Here is a 16,754-nt window from a genome sequence, read left to right as displayed (position 1 = left end):
CTTACAGGGCCCGCTTCTTGCCGAGCCCGAACGACCGGTTGCCCTGCGAGGAGCTCACGCTGCGCGGCCTGGTCGGGTTGTCCCCGGACCGCGCGGCCTCCTGGGCCTCCCGACCGGGCGCGCCGTACACCCCGGCGTGCCGCCCGGGCTCGTCCTTGGCGGCCCGGACCGCGCGACCGTCGGGACCGTCGTTCTCGTCGTCGGGCACGGCGGCCGGGCCGCGGGAGTGCCCGTTGGTGCCGTGGTCGTCGTGGCCGTGCCCGTGGCCATGACCGTGGCCGTGCCCGTGCGCGTCCTCGACCACCGCGTTCGGGTCGACGAGGTTCGGCAGCGCGCCGAGCGCCTTCTGCACGTCCTTGTCGTACTTCACGACGACGGAGACGGTGTCGGAGAGGATCTGCGAGTTCAGCTCGTCGACGCCGAGCACGGCCAGCGTGCGGGCCCAGTCGATCGTCTCCGAGATCGACGGCGCCTTGCGCAGTTCGAGCTCGCGCAGCCCGCGGACGACCTCGACCAGCTCCCGGGCGGCGGCCTCGGGCAGCCCGGTGTCCTTGGAGCGCACGATCTCCAGCTCGCGCTCCGCCGTCGGGTAGTCCAGGAACAGGTGCAGGCAGCGGCGCTTCAGGGCGGCGGCCAGGTCACGCGTGTTGTTGCTGGTCAGGATCACGTACGGCGCGTTCTTCGCGGCGAAGGTGCCCACCTCGGGCACGGAGATCTGGAACTCGCCGAGCGTCTCGAGCAGCACCGCCTCGAGGGCCTCGTCGGCGCGGTCGACCTCGTCGATCAGCAGCACGACGGGCTCGTCGGACCGGATGGCCTCGAGCAGCGGGCGGGGTGCGAGGAAGCGCTCGGAGAAGAAGACGGAGTCCTGCGCGCCGATGCGGTCGACGGCGGTGGGGATGTCGGGGGCGTCCTCGACGACCTGCCCGATCTTCTCCCGCAGGATCTGGGTGTAGAGCAGCTGCTTGCCGTAGTCCCACTCGTAGAGGGCCTTGGTCTCGTCCTGGCCCTCGTAGCACTGCAGGCGCAGGAAGCGCCGGCCGGTGGCGGCGGCGAGCATCTTCGCCAGCTCGGTCTTCCCGACGCCGGCCGGTCCCTCGAGCAGCAGCGGCTTCTCCAGCCGCGTGAGCAGGAAGACGGTCGTGGCCAGCCGCCGGTCGGCGATGTAGCCCTGGGCGGAGAGTGCCTCCACGACGTCGTCCACCGACTCGAAGACGGTGCTCGGGTCGGTGACGGGCTGCTCGGACGTGCTGGTCACGCGGGGTCCTTCCTACGGGTCGATCGAAGGTAAACACGCCGGTGCCCGGTGGGCCAGCCGCAGGCCGACCCACCGGGCACCGAGGTGGGACATCAGCTGAGCAGGTCGTCCAGGTCGCCGTTGAGGCAGTGGTCGACCACGGGGCGCACCGTCGTGAAGGTGCACTCCTTCGGGTTGCCCGGGGTGCAGGCGTCACCGAGGACGTGGTTGGTGATGCGGTCCACGTCGGCGTCGTTGCCCGTGATGGTCTTCTCGTTCTCGTAGAACTTCGTCGGGCCCTGGCCCAGACGGTTCTTCGAGTAGGAGTCCTGGGTGACGTCGGTGAACTTCTCCGGGATGCCCACGTCGCGGAGCAGCCGGATGGAGGCGGCGAGCGCGGCCTCCGCGGCCTGCACGTCGGTCATGTGCGTGGTGTCCACGCCCATGGCCTCGGCGATGCGCGCGAAGCGCTTGTAGGCGACCGGCATGTTGAACGCCCACACGCGGGGGAGCGCGACGGCGTTGTTCAGGCCGTGGTGGGTGTCGTAGAAGGCCGACACCGCGTGCGAGATCGAGTGGATGATCCCGAGGCCACCGGAGTTGAACGCCTGGGCGGCGATGTACTGCGCGTACATCATGCCCTGGCGGCCGGGGAGGTCCTGCCCGTTCCAGACCGCCTCGCGGAGGTTCTGGGAGGTGAGCTCGATGGCGCGGATCGCGTTGCCGAGGCTCGGCTCGAAGTTCAGGCGCGAGACGTAGGGCTCGGAGGCGTGCGCGAGCACGTCGAAGCCGCACTGCGCGGTGAAGTCGATCGGGCAGTCGTAGTAGAGCACCGGGTCGTCGATCGCCAGGGTGGTCACCGAGGCGTCGTCGAACGCGACGTACTTGTGCGGGTTGTTCGGGTCGGTCGTGGTGTCGGTGATGACGTAGGCCCACGAGGTCTCCGAGCCGGTGCCGGCCGTGGTGGAGACCGCGATGTGCGGCGGGTTCTTCGGGTTCTCGGACTGGTTGAAGCCCTCGAACTCGTTGACGTTGCGACCGTCGTGCGCGACCGAGACGCGCGCGCCCTTGCAGGCGTCGTGCGAGGAGCCGCCGCCGATGGACACGAAGCTGTCACAGGAGTTCTCCTGGTACAGCTTCACGGCGTCCATGACGTTGTAGTCCTTGGGGTTGGACTCGACCTGGTCGTAGATGACCGTCTCGATCCCGTGCCACTTCATCGACTCGCTGATCTTGTGCACGATGTCCGTGCCGCGAAGACCCGACGTCATGATCAGGGTCTTCTTGAAGCCGAGCTTGAGGGCCTCCGGGCCGATCAGCTCGTGCGAACCCGGCCCCAGGAGCGCCCGCGGGAACGGGTGGAACTCCTTGATCGGGAACGGCTTGAGCAGCTCGTCGACCTGCATCGCGATCCTCTCGTCGTCGGGAAGACCTGCCTCGCGGACCGGTCTCTCGTTCCGGGCGGACGCTAGGCGTGCGCCAGGTCACGGGCGAGAGCCGAAGCGTGATCCCGTTCACGGAGGCGGGAGATCACCTGCACCTTCGGAGGGTTTCGGGTGCTGCCCTTCGTGCGGCGCTCGTCGGCCGATGCAGTTGCCAGCATATTGCGACAGACGGGCAGGGTTCGTCCAGGGGTCCGCGGGAACTCGGCGATGTGGACGGTGCGGACCTCTCCGGACGGACGGCGGTGGTGACCGGCGCCAGCCGGGGGCTCGGGCGGGAGATCGCCCTCGGGTTGGTGACGGCGGGTGCGCGGGTCGTGGGGATCGCCCGGCCCGGCTCGCCGGTGCCGGACGGGGTCGAGGCGCAGCCGCTCGACCTGGCGTCCGTGGACACGATCGCGGCGGGTGTCGCGGACGTGGGCGACGTGGACGTGCTGGTCAACGCGGCGGCGGTGATGAGCGCGCGGCGGTCGAAGACGCTGGAGATCACGCTCGACGACTGGCGGTCGGTGCGGGACGTCGACCTCGACGCCCCGTTCGCACTGGTCTCCGCGCTCGTGCCGGGGATGGCGCGGCGGAGGTGGGGCCGGGTCGTCAACGTGACGGCCTGCCTCGGACGGATGAGCGGGCCGGGGAACGCCGGCGGACTCGCGCCCTACCGCGTCGCGAAGGCGGGGCTGAACGCGCTCACCCGCAACCTCGCCCACGAGCTCGGGAACGGGCGCAAGGGGGTGCTGGTCGACGCCACCTGCCCGGGCCACTGCCGCACCGACATGGGCGGCCCGGACGCCCCGCGGTCGGTCGAGGAGGGGGCGGACACGGCGATCTGGCTCGCCGGGCGCGCCGCCACGCTCTCCGACCCGCCGCCCACCGGCCGCCTCTGGGAGGACCGCGTCGAGGTGCCCTGGTAGGCCGTTCCCGACGGCGGGTGGGGCAGGGTCGGCGCGGTCGTCAGCCGTCGGCGAGGGCCGCCCGCGCCAGGTCGAGCGCGCGCTCCGGCGAGACCCCGAGCTCACGCATCCGGCCGGCGAAGGCCCGGGCGGCCTCCCGGGCCTCGTCGGGACCCTCCGACGCTTCGACGACGAACGTCCCGAGGCGCCCGCGGGTCTCCACGACGCCGGCCGCCTCGAGCTCCCGGTAGGCCCGGGCGACGGTGTTCGCGGCCAGCCCGAGGTCCACCGCGAGCCGGCGCACCGCCGGCAGCCGCGTGTGGGCGGGCAGCACACCGGTCCGCACCAGCTCCGTCACCGACGCCCGCACCTGCTCGTACGGCGCCACCGACGACGACGGGTCGACGTCGATCAGGGCAGTGGGGTCATGATTCACCCGAACCCCCGGGCCAGGTCGTCGAAGGCCGCCACGACCAGGGGCTCCAGCTCCGCGTCGGGCGCGGCGAGCCACACCGTGAACGCCCCGCGCATCGCCGCGACCACGACGCGCGCGAACACCTGGGGCCGCAGCTCGCCGGGCGCGCAGCCCCACCGGGCGGCCGCGTCCGCCGCCAGGGCCCGCTCCCAGCCCTCGTAGCGCACGGAGGCGCGGGCGCCCACCTCCGGCACGGTCTCGATCAGCGTCAGGCGGCGCCGCAGCACCGGCTCGTCGTCGGGGGAGTAGGCGTTGACCTGCAGGAACGCCCGACGGGCGGCCGAGGTCGGGTCGACCGTGTCGGGCACCGCGGCGAGCGCGGAGACGAGGCCGGCGAGGGCGTCGTCGAGCTGGCCGAGGACGACGTCGAGCTTCGTCGGGAAGTACCGGAAGAACGTGCGGCGGCCGACCCCGCCCGCCGCGGCGAGGTCGTCCACGGTGACCGCGTCGAAGCCACGCACGGTGAACAGCTCCAGCGCCGCCGCTTCGAGGCGGCGGGCCCGGAGGGTCCGAGTGGCAGAGGTCACGACGACAGTGTCCCCCACTCGTGACGCCGCTCTCCTCGCGCGTAGCAAACGAGACCGCGATCACGGGCCGCCCGATCGGACAGTGTGAATGGCACCGAGTGCCAGTTAGCGTCCGTCGCTGTCCGGAGGTCGAACGCAGGAGGTCGGTATGGCTGAGCCCACGCACGAGGAGACCCCGCTCGTCGAGGAGACCCTCGTCGAGGAGGTCTCGATCGACGGCATGTGCGGCGTCTACTGATGCCGACGACGGCGGCGGGGGCCGGCCCGCAGGCAGCCCCCGCCGGCGTCGACGACTTCGACGCCGACGGCCCGTACCGGATCTCCGGCTCGGTCTCGGTGCGGCCGGAGTCGTTCGGTGCCCTCGTCTACGACTTCCACACCCGACGGCTGTCCTTCCTCAAGACCCGGGCGCTGGTCCGGGTCGTGGAGGCGCTCGCCGACCACCCCGACGTCCACGGCGCCCTCGAGGCGGCCGAGGTTCCCGCACACCAGCGGGAGCAGTACCTCAAGGCGCTCGCCGGCCTCGCGAAGGCGGGCACGATCCAGCCGCGGGAGACCACCACATGAAGCTCGTCGAGCACTTCGTCGAAGGCCTGAACTCCCCGATCTGCCTGACCTGGGAGCTCACCTACGCCTGCAACCTCTCGTGCGTGCACTGCCTGTCGTCCTCCGGCCGTCGTGATCCCAACGAGCTCTCCACCGAGGAGTGCAAGGCGGTCATCGACGAGCTGCAGCGGATGCAGGTCTTCTACGTCAACATCGGCGGCGGCGAGCCGACCGTGCGCAGCGACTTCTGGGAGCTGCTCGACTACGCGATCGCCCACGACGTGGGCGTCAAGTTCTCGACCAACGGCGTCAAGCTCGACAAGGCGCGCGCCGCGCAGCTGGCGAGGACCGACTACGTCGACGTCCAGATCTCCCTCGACGGTGCGACGGCCGAGGTCAACGACCACGTCCGCGGTCCCGGCTCGTACGACACCGCGATCCGCGCGATGGAGAACCTGTACGAGGCGGGCTTCGGCGAGTTCAAGATCTCGGTCGTCGTCACCCGGCAGAACGTCGACCAGCTCGACGACTTCAAGGCGATCGCCGACCGCTACGGCGCCCAGCTGCGGATCACCCGCTTCCGCCCCTCGGGTCGCGGTGCGGACTCGTGGGACGAGCTGCACCCGACCCGCGAGCAGCAGCGCCAGCTCTACGACTGGCTCGTCGCTCGCGGCGAGGACGTCCTCACCGGCGACTCGTTCTTCCACCTGTCGGCGTTCGGCGAGGAGCTGCCGGGGCTCAACCTCTGCGGCGCCGGCCGCGTGGTGTGCCTGATCGACCCGGTCGGCGACGTCTACGCCTGCCCGTTCGCGATCCACGACCAGTTCCTCGCGGGCAACGTCCGGTCCGAGGGCGGGTTCCAGGGGGTGTGGCAGGACTCGGAGCTGTTCGCCGAGCTCCGCGGGCCGCAGTCGGGTGGCGCGTGCACGAAGTGCTCGCACTACGACGCCTGCCAGGGCGGCTGCATGGCGGCCAAGTTCTTCACCGGCCTGCCCCTCGACGGGCCCGACCCGGAGTGCGTCCTGGGCAACGGCGAGATCGCGCTGGCGAAGCTGGAGATGGACACCGTCATCCCCAAGCCCTCGCTGGACCACTCGCACAAGACGACCCGCGGGCCGCGCAAGGACGGCGGGCCGGTGCCGTTGACGTTGTCCGTGCGGCGCCCGGACAAGGCGTGCGACACCGACCCGCTCGCCGGCGAGGGGCGTCGGCTGCCGGCCGGCATCCGCGCCCACTGAGCTCCCCCGGTGCCGCGGCCCCGAACCGCGGCGCCGGGGTGACCCCTCAGTCGTCGCTCCGGCCGGGAATCGTGATCTTCGGCGGCTTGTTCGGGATCGTGAGCGGCGGCTTCGGCTTGTTCGGGATGCTGATGGGCGGCGGCGTCGAGCCGCTGCCCGGTCCGCCGGACCCGGACGACGAGCCCCCGCCATCCGTTCCCGACGACGAGCCGCTACCGCCACCTCTCGGCGCGGGTGCGGCCGGGGCGGGGGCGTCGGCGGGTGCCTCGACCGCCGCCGGCGGACCGACCGGTGGCACGGCTCCCGGCACCCCCGCGACGCCGGCCGCGTCGACCGGGGCGGGCGCGACCGGGGCGCCGGGCACGCTCGGCGCGCCCGGGGCGACGACGGCGGGAGTCGGGGCGGACGCCGCACCCGCGAGCAGGGCCACGCCACCGGCGAGGCCGCCGAGGCTCACGCCCCCGGCGACCACCAGGGCGACGAGGCGGGTGCGGGCAGCGCGCCGTCGCCGTCCCGGTGGGCCGGACCGGGGCGGGCCGGCGGGACCGGCCGGGACGAGGCGCTCGGTGGGGTGGTGCGTGACGGTGGTCATCGGGTGCTCCTGGTGATCGTCGTGGAACGGCGGTGGGACCCGCCGTCGGGAAGTCTGGGGAGAGGGCGGGGCCGGGGACCCGAGTAGCCGACTACTCGACCCGGTGCCGGCCGGGTCAGTCGCAGCTGCTCGAGCTGCCCGAGTCGCTGCCCGAGCTGCCGGAGTCGCTGCTCGAGCAGCTCGACCAGTCCGACCCGGAGCTGCCGCCGTCGGACCACCACCCGGCGTCGTGCCACCCTCCGGAGTCGTGGTGGTGGGACCGGGAGGCGTGGTGCGCGTGGGCGTCGGAGGGGACGTGACCGGGCGGTCCGCCGTAGCCGGGCGCACCGCCGTACGCCCAGCCGCCGGGCACCACGGCTCGGCTCATGACGTGCGAGAACGCCGCGGTGATCCGTCGTCGGACCATCCCGATGACGACGAGGCCGGTCAGGACCGACGCGATCACGACCCCGAGCACCGCGGGCAGCAGGGTGCGGGGTTCGGGCCCGGTCAGCACGGCGGTGACGAGGCCGAGGAGGGCGAGGACCTCCAGGGCGAGGGCGGCGGCGAGCAGGAGACGGTCACGGGTCGTCGTGGTCATGGTCGGATCGTGGCGTGCGGGAGCCGGTCGACGTCAGGACCGTCCGGACCGAGCAGTCACTACTCGGTTCCCGGCCACGGGTACTCGGTCCGGTGCCGGTGAGGCTCGTCGACCCCGTCCGGATCGGGCCCCGGACGCTGCCGTCGCGCGTGCTGTTCGGCCCGCACGCGACGAACTCCTCGGCCGACCGCGGGCTGGGCGACGTCGAGCACTACCGCGCCCGGGCGGCCGGGGGAGCGGGCGTGATCGTCACCGAGATCGCGTCGGTGACTCCGGACGACCACCCCTACGAGTACGCGCCGCTGGCTGCGACCTGCGTCGACGGGTGGGCGGCGGTGGCGACCGCGTGCGCATCCGCGCTGGTGCTGGCCGGACTGGGGCACGCGGGATCGCAGTCCGCGGCGCGGGGGGTGCTGCGGGCGCCGTCGTCCGTAGCGGACCCGGCGACCCGGGCGGTGCCGCGGCCGTTGTCGCTCGCCGAGATCGATCTGGTCGTCCAGGCCTTCGCGACGGCGGCCCGCGCGGCCGTCGAGGCCGGCTGCGGCGGGGTCGAGATCGCCGCCGGTCAGTACTCCCTGCTGCGGCAGTTCCGGTCGGCGCTCAGTACTCCGACGCCGGACGACCGGGTGCTGGTCGACGTGCTGCGTGCCGTGCGGGAGGCCGTCCCGGAGGCGTGGGTGGGAGTCCGGCTGTGCGTGGACGAGCTCGCGCCGTGGGCCGGGATCACCCTCGCTCCGTCCCTGGGAACGGTCGACCGCGTGGCCGACCTCGTCGATCACGTCGTGCCGGTCCGGGGCTCGGCGATGTCGGTCGGGGCGACGCGGCCGGACGCGCACACGCCGTCGGGGTTCATGACGGAGGCGTGCCGGGCGGTGCGGGGCGTGGTCGCCGGGCGGTGCGCCGTGGTGCTCGCGGGGAGCATCGTCGACCCGGCGGACGCGCAGGCTGCGCTGGACGACGGCGTCGCCGACCTCGTGGAGATGACCCGCGCGCAGCTCGCGGACCCGTCGTTGGTGTCGACGCTGCGGGCCGGTCGGACCCCGCGGCCGTGCGTGCTGACGAACCAGGAGTGCCGGGTCAGGGACGTCCGGAACCCGCGGATCGGGTGCACCGTCGAGCCGGGCGTCGTACCGGGCCCGATTGTGCCGTCCGACGTCAGCATGGCCGCACTGCGGACGGCAGGGGACGACGAGGTGGTCGTCGTCGGCGCGGGGCCGGCGGGACTGGAGGCGGCGCGCACGCTGGCGCTCGGGGGCCGGGCGGTGCGGCTCGTGGAGCGGGACGACGAGCCGGGCGGGCTGCTGCGCGTGATCGCGGGGCTCCCCGGGCGGCACCGGTTCGCGCGCCTCGCCGACTGGTACGTCGACGAACTCGCCCGGCTCGGCGTGTCGATGCAGCTCGGAGCGGTCGGCCCGGACCGGGCGGACGTCGTGGCGACCGGTGCGCTCGACGCCGATCGCCCCGGGGTGTCGGTCCTCGCCGTCCTCCGCGGGACGCCGGTGGAGGGACCCGTCGTCGTCGACGACCCCCTCGGTGACGGCGCTGCGGTCGCGCTCGCCGAACACCTCGCACCGCGCCACGCCGTCGCGCTCGTGACGCCCGACCAGGTCGCCGGGAAGCAGCTCGCCGACGTGGTGGCGGCGAACGTCCGCCTCCAGCGGGCCGGCGTCGACCGGGTCCTCGAGCACCGGGTCGTCGAGCGGCACCCGGACCACGTCGTCGTCGCGGACGTCGTCACGGGCCACCGGCACACGATCGCGGGGATGCTCGTCGACGCCGGGCCCCGCCGGCCGGGCGCGCACCCGAGTGCGATCGGCGACGCCCTCGCCCCGCGCACCGTCACCGCGGCCGTCCGCGAGGGGCGTCGGGCGGCCGAGGAGATCCTCCGTGCTGGGTGAGCCGATCCGGATCGGGAACCAGATCGTCCGGAACCGGATCGTCTTCCCCGCGCACCTCACCAATGCCGCCGTCGCCAACCGTCCGAGCGCGCAGCACGCGGCGTACTACGCGGCCCGGGCGGCCGGGGGGGCCGGGCTGGTCATCGTCGAGGAGCAGGCCCTCGACCGGCCCTACGAGAAGGCCGTCCTCGGCACCGACCCCGCCGTCGTCCCCGGCTACCGCGCGATCACCGACGCGGTGCAAGCGCACGGCGCGGTGGTGCTGGCGCAGGTGGGGCACAACGGCGCGCAGTCGTCGTCGCTGTACTCACGGACCGTCGTGGAGGCCCCGAGCGCGATCCCCGACCCGATGTTCCGCGAGGTCCCGGTGGCCCTGGACGCCGCCGGGATCGCGCGCGTCGTCGAGGGCTTCGCGACCGTCGCGCGGCACTGCATCGCCGGCGGGTTCGACGGGGTGGAGATCCAGGCCTCGCAGGCCTCCCTCCTGAGGCAATTCCTCTCGCCGCTCACGAACCGGCGCGACGACGCCCACGCCGACGGCGTGCTCGTCCTGCGTGAGGTGCTGACGGCGGTCCGCGCGGAGATCGGCGACCGCATCCTCGGCGTGCGGCTGCAGGGCGACGAGGGTCTCGACGGCGGGTTGACCGCGGCCGACGCCGCACGGGTCGCGCGTCGGGTGGCGGACCTGGTGGACGTCGTGAACACCGCGGTCGGGGTCGCCACCGCGACGCTGCCGCTGATCGAACCGCCCATGGGCGTGCCCGCGGGGTACGCCGAGCCGGTGCCGTCGGCCGTCCGCGCAGCGCTGGCGGGCACCGGCGTGCCGGTGATCGGGGTCGGGCGCTACACCACCTCCGAGCAGGCCGAACGGGCGTTGACGAGCGGAGCGTGCGACCTCGTCGGGGTGGTCCGCGGGCAGATCGCGGACCCGGCGTTCGCCTCCCGGGTCCTCACGGGGCGCCGTGTCCGGCGCTGCATCGGGTGCAATCAGGAGTGCATCGCCGCGGTCGGGCTGAACCGGCGGCTCGGGTGCGTCGTGAACCCGGATGCGGGCCGCGAGTCCGTGCCGGTCCCACCTCCCGGGACCCGGCGGCGGGTGCTCGTGGTCGGCGGCGGGCCAGCCGGTCTCGCCGCCGCGGCCGAGGCGGCGGAACGCGGCCACGACGTGCACCTGGTCGAGCGCTCCGACCGCCTGGGCGGGCAGCTCGCCGTGGCCTCGGCGGCTCCGGAACGCCGGGAACTCGCGTTCGCGGTCGCCGACCTGGCCCACCGGTGCCGCGACGCCGGGGTGCGGATGTGGCTGCGCCACGTGAGCACTTGTTGTCGCCATAGCGACCACAACTGCTCACGTGCGGAGCACATCATCGTCGCCACCGGAGCCCGCCCGGACCCGCCGTCGGGAACGATCGACGTCTCCGAGGTGCTCACCGGCACCGCCTCGCCGTCGGGACGGGTGCTCGTCGTCGACGACCTGGGCGGCCCCGCCGCGCCGTCCGTCGCGGAACTGCTCGCGCAGCGCGGGGCGCGGGTGCGGCTGGTGACGAGCGGGATGGTCGCCGCGGAGGGCCTCGGGCCGTTGCTCGAACGCGAGCGGTGGCGACGCCGGGCCGCGGCGCTCGGGATCGAGCTGCTCACCGACCGCGTGCTGCTCGGCGACGGCATCCTCCACCACCCCACGGACACCCTCGAGCCCCTCGACGCCGACGCGGTCGTCCACGCCGGCCCGCGCGTGCCGGCGGAGATCGACCTGGCCGGGACCCGGGTCGGCGACGTCCTCGCCCCCCGCGACGCCGCGGCCGCGATCCGGGAGGGGACCGACGCCGCGCGCGCCATCAGGTAACCGAGGGGTTGCCTATCAAAACAGGGAACCGATAGGTTCCCTGTCATGCGTGACGACGACGCGGTGTTCCGGGCCCTGGCCGACCCGAGCCGCCGTCACGTGCTCGACGCCCTGAACGCCCGCGACGGACGGACGCTCTCCGACCTGGTGGCGGGACTCGCCATGACCCGTCAGGCCGTGGCCAAGCACGTCGCGGTGCTGGAGGAGGCCGGGCTGGTGGTCGTGCGCCGCGTCGGCCGCGAGAAGCACCACCACCTCAACCCGGCCCCGCTCGGCGACCTCGCCGACCGGTGGATCCGCACCTTCGACCGAGGGCGCGTCGATGCGCTGACCGACCTCAAGCGAGCCCTGGAGGAACCGCAGATGACGACCGACACGACGACCGAGTTCGTCTACGTGACCTACATCCGCACCACCCCGGAGCGCCTGTGGGAGGCGCTGACGAACCCCGAGTTCGTCCGTCGCTACTACGGCGGGGGCGGGCCGGAGTCCGACTGGGCGGTGGGGTCGCCGGTGCGCTGGTCGATGACCGGCGAACCCGCCCACGACTGGGACCAGCACGTGCTCGAGGCCGACCCGCCCCGGCGGCTGGCCTACACCTGGCACAACTACCAGCCCGAGATGCAGGAGTTCTTCGACTGGTCCGACGACGACCTCGCCCGGATGCGGCAGGAACCGGTCAGCCGGGTGTCCTTCGACATCGAGCCGGCCGGAGACGACGCCGTGAAGCTCACGGTCGTCCACGACGGGTTCGTCGCGGGCAGCGAGATGCTCCGCGGCGTGTCCGGTGGGTGGCCGGGCATCCTGTCGAACCTCAAGTCGCTCCTCGAGACCGGCGACATCGTCGTGGCCTGACACCCTGGGGCGCGTGGAGATCAGCAACGCCCGGTCCGCCGAGTGCGCCGGGACGGACCTGCTGCTCGTCCCCGTCGGGGCAACCGAGCAGCACGGACCGCACCTGCCGCTCGGCACCGACACGACGGTCGCGACGACGGTGGCCGCGCGGCTCGGGCTGCCGGTCACCGCGCCGATCGCCTTCGGGGCCTCCGGGGAGCACGAGGGCTTCGACGGCACGATCTCGATCGGCACCGAGACGCTGGCTGCGGTCCTCGTCGAGACCGGCCGCTCCGCGTGCCGGTGGGCCCGGCGGCTGTGTTTCGTCAACGGGCACGGCGGCAACGTCCCGGCGCTGGCCACGGCGACGACGCTGCTGCGGTACGAGGGCCGCGACGTCGCCTGGCACTCGTGCGGCGTCCCGGGAGCCGACGCGCACGCCGGGCGCTACGAGACGTCGCTGATGCTGGCGCTCGCTCCCGACCACGTGCGCGCCGACCTCGCCGCACCCGGCAACACCGCGCCGCTGGCCGAGCTGATGCCCGCGATGCGTGCCGGGTCGGTCCGGGACGTCAGCCCGAACGGGGTGCTCGGCGACCCGACCGGCGCGAGTGCCGCCGAGGGCGCCGAGACGGTCGCGGTGCTGGCGGCCGCCCTGCGCGACGCGATCGCCGACTGGCGGGTCTCCGAGCACGGCCGCCTCAGCTGAGGGCCCGTGCGAACTCCGCCTCGTCGACGAACGCCTCGAAGGACGCGATCGACCCGCCGCGCACGCGCAGCACGTGCACCTCGGCGGCGTCGAACGACCGCCCGGTCGCCCGTGCCGTGCCGCGGGTCCGGCCGACCTGCACGACCGCGTCGCCCACCGCGAACAGCTCGCCGATCTCGACCCGCGAGTCGACGTGCGCGAGCAGCGCGCCGAGGAAGGCCTGCACCCCGGTCGGGCCCGTGTACGTGCCCGACCACGGCAGCCCGCCCGCCTGCTCCACCCGCACCTCGGGGTGCAGCAGCGCCCCCACCGCGGCCATGTCCCGCGCCGCGAAGCCCGCGTAGAGCTCCCGGGCGACCTCCACGTCGTCCCTGCTGGACATCCGTCCCCTCCGTCCTGAACGCTCGTCGCGTGTCCCGCCCAGCGTCGGTCGTCCCGCTGCTCGCGAGCGAGCCCACGGCGACTTCCGGAGAGGAAGGGGCGCCGTCGTTCGGGAAAGCCCGCGGGCGCCCGGCGGACGACGTCGTGCTGCGGCGGCGGGAGATCTTCTCCGCGGTCGTCCCGCTGATTCCCGACGGCGGGGCGCGGCGGCTGACGATGGCGCGCGCGGCCCGCGCCGCCGGCCTGTCGGTCGGCGGGCTGTACCACCGCTTCGACTCGAAGCGCTCCCTGCTGCTCTACGGCCTGGCCCCGGAGAACCTCGGGCGGGCCTGTGCGGACTTCCAGGCGCGGTGGGGCCACGTGGAGCCGGTCGAGCTCGTCTCGCGCGCCCTGGACGGGTTCTCGGAGGCGGTCGACCGGTGGGTCCGGCCCTCGGTGGATGCGGCCGGGCAGCTCGGGATCGACGTCCTGCACGGCGCGCTGGAGGACGCGATGACGACGGAGCTCGTCGGGATGGTCCGCTCGGTGCGGCGGATGCGCCCGGACCTCCCCGACGACCGCGCGGCCGACCTGGAGCGCGCGCTGCGCCGGGTGTGCACCGCGCACGTGGTCGACCCGACGGCCCGCGACGGCGAGCTCCGCGAACAGCTGCGCCTGACGGTGGTCGGTGCGCTCTACTCGTAGAAGTACGGGCCGCGGGTCTTGACGGTGCCCATGCCCGCCTTCCCGGTCACGACGATCGTCGGCTTGCCCGGGCCCGCCGGCCCGCGGTGCCGGTTCTTCACGCTGCCCCAGCCGGAGGAGACGCCGTCGGTGTCGACCGACCAGTCGTCGGGAACGATGAGCACCAGCGAACCCATGCTGCCGTGGACCTCGATGTGCACCCGGTCGTGGCGGCAGACGGCCTCGCGGAAGTCCAGTTTCACGTCCGAGGCCGACGGGACCGCGACGATGTGCGGCGGCACCTCCCACACCCCGACCCGCTTCTCCGAGGCCATGTTCGCGGTCAGGGTCAGCACCGGGATCTGCGCCGTGGGGACGGGTGCGGCCATGGTGGCCGTCCACGGCAGGTGGACGCCCGGGAGGTCGCCGACCACGGTCTCCAGCTCGCCGTAGGTGCGCGACGCGTAGACGGTCGCGAGCCGTTCGTCGACCTCGGCGAGGTCCAGCCGGCCCTCGCCGTGGGCCTCGTGCAGGAGCTGGGCGACGGCCTCGCGGTCGCGGTCGCCCGCCCGCATGTCCCGGTGGTCCGGCTCGTCGGCCATGCGCCCACCCTAGTGGGGAACGTCCCCCGTGCCGGATTCGGAGACGCCGGGTCGGTGACGGCGGACACCGGGGTCCCGGCCGCCGGCCCGCCTAGACTCGCGCTCCGCCATGAGCACCCCGCGCCTGCCGGACGGCTGGACCGTCCGCCCCGATCCCCGCACGTGGCGCGTCGACGGCGGCGCCACCTGGATCGGCGGGTCGCCACCGCGGGTGCTGCGCCTGTCCGCGGCCGCCCGCGGGCTCCTGGCCGCGCCGGAGCTCGTCGTCGGGACCCCGACGACGGCGGCGCTCGCCCGGCTGCTCTCGGACGCCGGGGTCGCGCACCCGGTGGGCGGCGACGGTCCGGGGCCGGACGAGGTGACGGTCGTCGTGCCGGTGCGCGACCGTCCCGGCGAGCTGGAGCGCCTGCTCGCCGCCGTCGTCGCGACCGCGCCGGGACTGGGCGGCATCGTGGTCGTCGACGACGGCTCGGACGATCCGGGGCGGACCGAGGAGGTCGCCGGGCGGCACGGGGGACGGGTGGTGCGGCACCCGTCGTCGCGCGGCCCGTCGGCGGGCCGCAACACCGGCGCCCGGGCCTCGACGACCCCCGTGATCGCGTTCCTCGACTCCGACGTCGTCCCGGAGCCGAGGTGGCTGCACACCCTGCTCGCGCACCTCGGCGACCCGGCCGTCGGCGCGGTCGCCCCGCGGATCGTCGCCTGGGCGGACGGCGGGCCGGAGAACCCGGTGACCCGCTACGAGCGGCGGCGGTCGTCCCTGGACCTCGGGGCGCGCCCGGCCCCCGTGACCGCGCGCTCGCGGGTGGCCTACGTGCCCAGTGCGGCGCTCGTGGTGCGGCGGGAGGCGTTCGGCGACGGGTTCCGCGAGGACATGCCGGTCGCCGAGGACGTCGACCTGGTGTGGCGGATCGCCGCGGCCGGGTGGCGGCTGCGCTACGAACCGGCCGCGCGGGTCGCCCACGAGCACCGCGCCGCCGTCCGCGCCTGGCTCGCCCGCAAGGCCTTCTACGGCACCGGGGCGGCGCCGCTGGCCCGGCAGCACCCGCGGCGCGTCCCGCCGGTCGCTCTGGCTCCATGGACCGCGGCGGCCGTGACGCTGCTGGGGGTCCAACGTCGGTGGTCGACGGCCGCGGCGGGCGTGGTCACGCTCGTCGCGACCGCCCGCCTGGCCCGGGGCCTCCGCAAGCCGGGAGAGCCGTGGATCGTGCTCCGCCGTGGTCATACCCCCCACGAATCTGACGTCCGGCGTCAGCATGGCCGCAGTGCTGACACCGTCGGGGGACCCGTGCCCCTGGCCCTCGTGCTGGCGCCGTGGGGCCTCGGGGGCGCCCTGTGGCAGGCGGCGGGCGCACTGACGCGGCACTGGTGGCCGGCGGCGGCGCTCGGTGCGCTGGTGAGCAGACGGGTGCGCCGGGCGGTCGCGGTCGCGGCCGTCGCCGAGGGCCTGGCCGACTGGGTCCGGTTCCGCGACACCGGCGCCGGACCGGTGGACGCCGTCCTGCACGTCGCCGCGCACCGCGCGGACGACCTGGCCTACGGCGCCGGACTGTGGTGGGGCGCGTGGCGACACCGCACCGTCGCGCCACTGCTGCCGGACCTCTCCGGGAAGGGACCCGATGGCTGAACCCCGCGTCGTGACCGTGGCCGTCGGCCGGGCCGTCGAGATCGACGGCCCGCAGGACCGCCGGACGCTGACGGCGAGCGCGAAGCACCCCGTCGACGGGCCGGTCGCGGTGCACCGCGAGCATCTCGACGGCGACGAGCAGGCCGACCTCGAGAACCACGGCGGCCCGGACAAGGCGGTGTACGCGTACGCCTCCGAGGACGTCGCGTGGTGGAGCACCGAGCTCGGGCGCGACGTCGACCCGCAGACCTTCGGGCAGAACCTCACGACGGCGGGTCTGGACCTGCGTGACGTCGTGGTCGGCGAGCGCTGGCGGGTCGGGTCGGCCGAGTTCGAGGTGGCCCAGCCGCGCATCCCGTGCTTCAAGCTGGGCCTGCACTCCGGCGACCCGACGATGCCGCGTCGCTTCGTCGCCGCGGTGCGTCCTGGCGCCTACCTCCGGGTCGTGACGACGGGCCACGTGGCGGCGGACGACCGCATCGAGGTGGTCGACCGGCCCGCCCACGGCGTCACCCTCGGCGAGGTGTTCACGATCTACCACCACGAGCGGACCCGGGCCGCGACCCTGCTGGACGTGCCGCAGCTCGCCTCGATGTACCACCGCTGGGCCCGTGCGCGGGTGTGAGGTCGGCGCGAAACCCCACCCTCTCCGATCGGACAGGTCGCCCTGCTG

General features: G+C 74.2%; 19 protein-coding genes. 11 read left to right on the top strand and 8 right to left on the bottom strand.

The genetic code is table 11. The annotated features are described in order from the left end of the window. Window position 1: 1 nt before the first annotated feature. Both QRT03_RS16270 and mdo read right to left on the bottom strand, forming a co-directional pair. A complete protein-coding gene (locus QRT03_RS16270; protein WP_286053954.1) occupies window positions 2–1,258 on the bottom strand; it encodes an AAA family ATPase in 1,257 nt (418 codons plus the stop codon). A gap of 92 nt (window positions 1,259–1,350) precedes the next feature. Next, complete coding sequence (gene mdo / locus QRT03_RS16265) at window positions 1,351–2,643, bottom strand: NDMA-dependent methanol dehydrogenase (RefSeq protein ID WP_286053953.1); 1,293 nt, start codon at window positions 2,641–2,643, stop codon at window positions 1,351–1,353. A 284-nt stretch (window positions 2,644–2,927) separates the two neighbouring features. On the opposite strand from mdo, the gene QRT03_RS16260 reads away from it, so the two are divergent. Further along, a complete protein-coding gene (locus QRT03_RS16260) occupies window positions 2,928–3,590 on the top strand; it encodes an SDR family NAD(P)-dependent oxidoreductase (RefSeq protein WP_286053952.1) in 663 nt (220 codons plus the stop codon). A 40-nt stretch (window positions 3,591–3,630) separates the two neighbouring features. Here QRT03_RS16260 and QRT03_RS16255 read toward each other — a convergent pair whose 3' ends face one another. Together QRT03_RS16255 and QRT03_RS16250 are read right to left on the bottom strand one after the other, a co-directional pair. After that, on the bottom strand, window positions 3,631–4,005 hold the full coding sequence (locus QRT03_RS16255) for a GntR family transcriptional regulator (protein WP_286053951.1): 375 nt from the start codon (window positions 4,003–4,005) through the stop codon (window positions 3,631–3,633). Further along, window positions 4,002–4,571: an acyl-CoA-like ligand-binding transcription factor gene (locus QRT03_RS16250; RefSeq protein ID WP_286053949.1), complete on the bottom strand. Its 570-nt coding sequence runs from the start codon at window positions 4,569–4,571 to the stop codon at window positions 4,002–4,004. The genes QRT03_RS16255 and QRT03_RS16250 overlap by 4 nt, the downstream gene beginning before the upstream one ends. A gap of 148 nt (window positions 4,572–4,719) precedes the next feature. On the opposite strand from QRT03_RS16250, the gene mftA reads away from it, so the two are divergent. Genes mftA through mftC form a run of 3 tightly spaced genes read left to right on the top strand, consistent with a single transcriptional unit; the run spans window position 4,720 to window position 6,355 of the window. Then, complete coding sequence (gene mftA, locus QRT03_RS16245; RefSeq protein WP_018332344.1) at window positions 4,720–4,809, top strand: mycofactocin precursor MftA; 90 nt, start codon at window positions 4,720–4,722, stop codon at window positions 4,807–4,809. Beyond that, complete coding sequence (gene mftB, locus QRT03_RS16240) at window positions 4,809–5,138, top strand: mycofactocin biosynthesis chaperone MftB (RefSeq protein WP_133825767.1); 330 nt, start codon at window positions 4,809–4,811, stop codon at window positions 5,136–5,138. The genes mftA and mftB overlap by 1 nt, the downstream gene beginning before the upstream one ends. Then, the gene (gene mftC / locus QRT03_RS16235; RefSeq protein ID WP_286053946.1) at window positions 5,135–6,355 is read left to right on the top strand and encodes a mycofactocin radical SAM maturase; all 1,221 of its coding nucleotides are present in this window, start codon (window positions 5,135–5,137) and stop codon (window positions 6,353–6,355) included. The genes mftB and mftC overlap by 4 nt, the downstream gene beginning before the upstream one ends. Before the next feature lie 46 nt (window positions 6,356–6,401). On the opposite strand, the gene QRT03_RS16230 is transcribed toward mftC, so the two are convergent. Beyond that, window positions 6,402–6,947 (bottom strand): hypothetical protein, encoded by a 546-nt coding sequence (locus tag QRT03_RS16230; RefSeq protein WP_286053945.1) that lies wholly within the window; start codon window positions 6,945–6,947, stop codon window positions 6,402–6,404. A 115-nt stretch (window positions 6,948–7,062) separates the two neighbouring features. Further along, window positions 7,063–7,527: a hypothetical protein gene (locus QRT03_RS16225; protein WP_286053943.1), complete on the bottom strand. Its 465-nt coding sequence runs from the start codon at window positions 7,525–7,527 to the stop codon at window positions 7,063–7,065. A gap of 98 nt (window positions 7,528–7,625) precedes the next feature. Here QRT03_RS16225 and QRT03_RS16220 point away from each other — a divergent pair, with 98 nt between their 5' ends. The 4 genes from QRT03_RS16220 to mftE are packed head-to-tail and all read left to right on the top strand — an operon-like array spanning window position 7,626 to window position 12,808. Beyond that, on the top strand, window positions 7,626–9,425 hold the full coding sequence (locus QRT03_RS16220; protein ID WP_286053942.1) for an oxidoreductase: 1,800 nt from the start codon (window positions 7,626–7,628) through the stop codon (window positions 9,423–9,425). Next, window positions 9,415–11,265, top strand: coding sequence for an FAD-dependent oxidoreductase (locus QRT03_RS16215; RefSeq protein WP_286053941.1), 1,851 nt, complete (start codon window positions 9,415–9,417; stop codon window positions 11,263–11,265). The genes QRT03_RS16220 and QRT03_RS16215 overlap by 11 nt, the downstream gene beginning before the upstream one ends. A gap of 45 nt (window positions 11,266–11,310) precedes the next feature. Then, the gene (locus tag QRT03_RS16210; RefSeq protein ID WP_286053940.1) at window positions 11,311–12,120 is read left to right on the top strand and encodes an ArsR/SmtB family transcription factor; all 810 of its coding nucleotides are present in this window, start codon (window positions 11,311–11,313) and stop codon (window positions 12,118–12,120) included. Window positions 12,121–12,133: 13 nt separating this feature from the next. Continuing rightward, on the top strand, window positions 12,134–12,808 hold the full coding sequence (mftE, locus tag QRT03_RS16205; protein ID WP_286053939.1) for a mycofactocin biosynthesis peptidyl-dipeptidase MftE: 675 nt from the start codon (window positions 12,134–12,136) through the stop codon (window positions 12,806–12,808). On the opposite strand, the gene QRT03_RS16200 is transcribed toward mftE, so the two are convergent. Continuing rightward, window positions 12,801–13,190: a nuclear transport factor 2 family protein gene (locus tag QRT03_RS16200; protein WP_286053938.1), complete on the bottom strand. Its 390-nt coding sequence runs from the start codon at window positions 13,188–13,190 to the stop codon at window positions 12,801–12,803. The two genes, mftE and QRT03_RS16200, sit on opposite strands and share 8 nt — an antisense overlap. Before the next feature lie 29 nt (window positions 13,191–13,219). On the opposite strand from QRT03_RS16200, the gene QRT03_RS16195 reads away from it, so the two are divergent. Then, the gene (locus tag QRT03_RS16195) at window positions 13,220–13,873 is read left to right on the top strand and encodes a TetR/AcrR family transcriptional regulator (protein ID WP_286053937.1); all 654 of its coding nucleotides are present in this window, start codon (window positions 13,220–13,222) and stop codon (window positions 13,871–13,873) included. On the opposite strand, the gene QRT03_RS16190 is transcribed toward QRT03_RS16195, so the two are convergent. Next, entirely contained in the window at window positions 13,864–14,454 is a 591-nt protein-coding gene (locus QRT03_RS16190; protein ID WP_286053936.1) for a DUF1707 SHOCT-like domain-containing protein, read from the bottom strand. The two genes, QRT03_RS16195 and QRT03_RS16190, sit on opposite strands and share 10 nt — an antisense overlap. A 109-nt stretch (window positions 14,455–14,563) precedes the next feature. Between QRT03_RS16190 and mftF the strand changes: the two genes are divergently transcribed. Then, window positions 14,564–16,081 (top strand): mycofactocin biosynthesis glycosyltransferase MftF, encoded by a 1,518-nt coding sequence (gene mftF / locus QRT03_RS16185; RefSeq protein ID WP_286053935.1) that lies wholly within the window; start codon window positions 14,564–14,566, stop codon window positions 16,079–16,081. Further along, window positions 16,074–16,706 (top strand): MOSC domain-containing protein, encoded by a 633-nt coding sequence (locus tag QRT03_RS16180; RefSeq protein WP_286053934.1) that lies wholly within the window; start codon window positions 16,074–16,076, stop codon window positions 16,704–16,706. The genes mftF and QRT03_RS16180 overlap by 8 nt, the downstream gene beginning before the upstream one ends. Window positions 16,707–16,754: the final 48 nt, after the last annotated feature.

It is taken from the genome of Actinomycetospora termitidis, assembly GCF_030286555.1.
GTDB classification, from domain to species: domain Bacteria; phylum Actinomycetota; class Actinomycetes; order Mycobacteriales; family Pseudonocardiaceae; genus Actinomycetospora; species Actinomycetospora termitidis.
The sequence above is the reverse complement of the archived record's forward strand: the minus strand, read 5'-3'. Positions and strand labels throughout refer to the sequence as shown.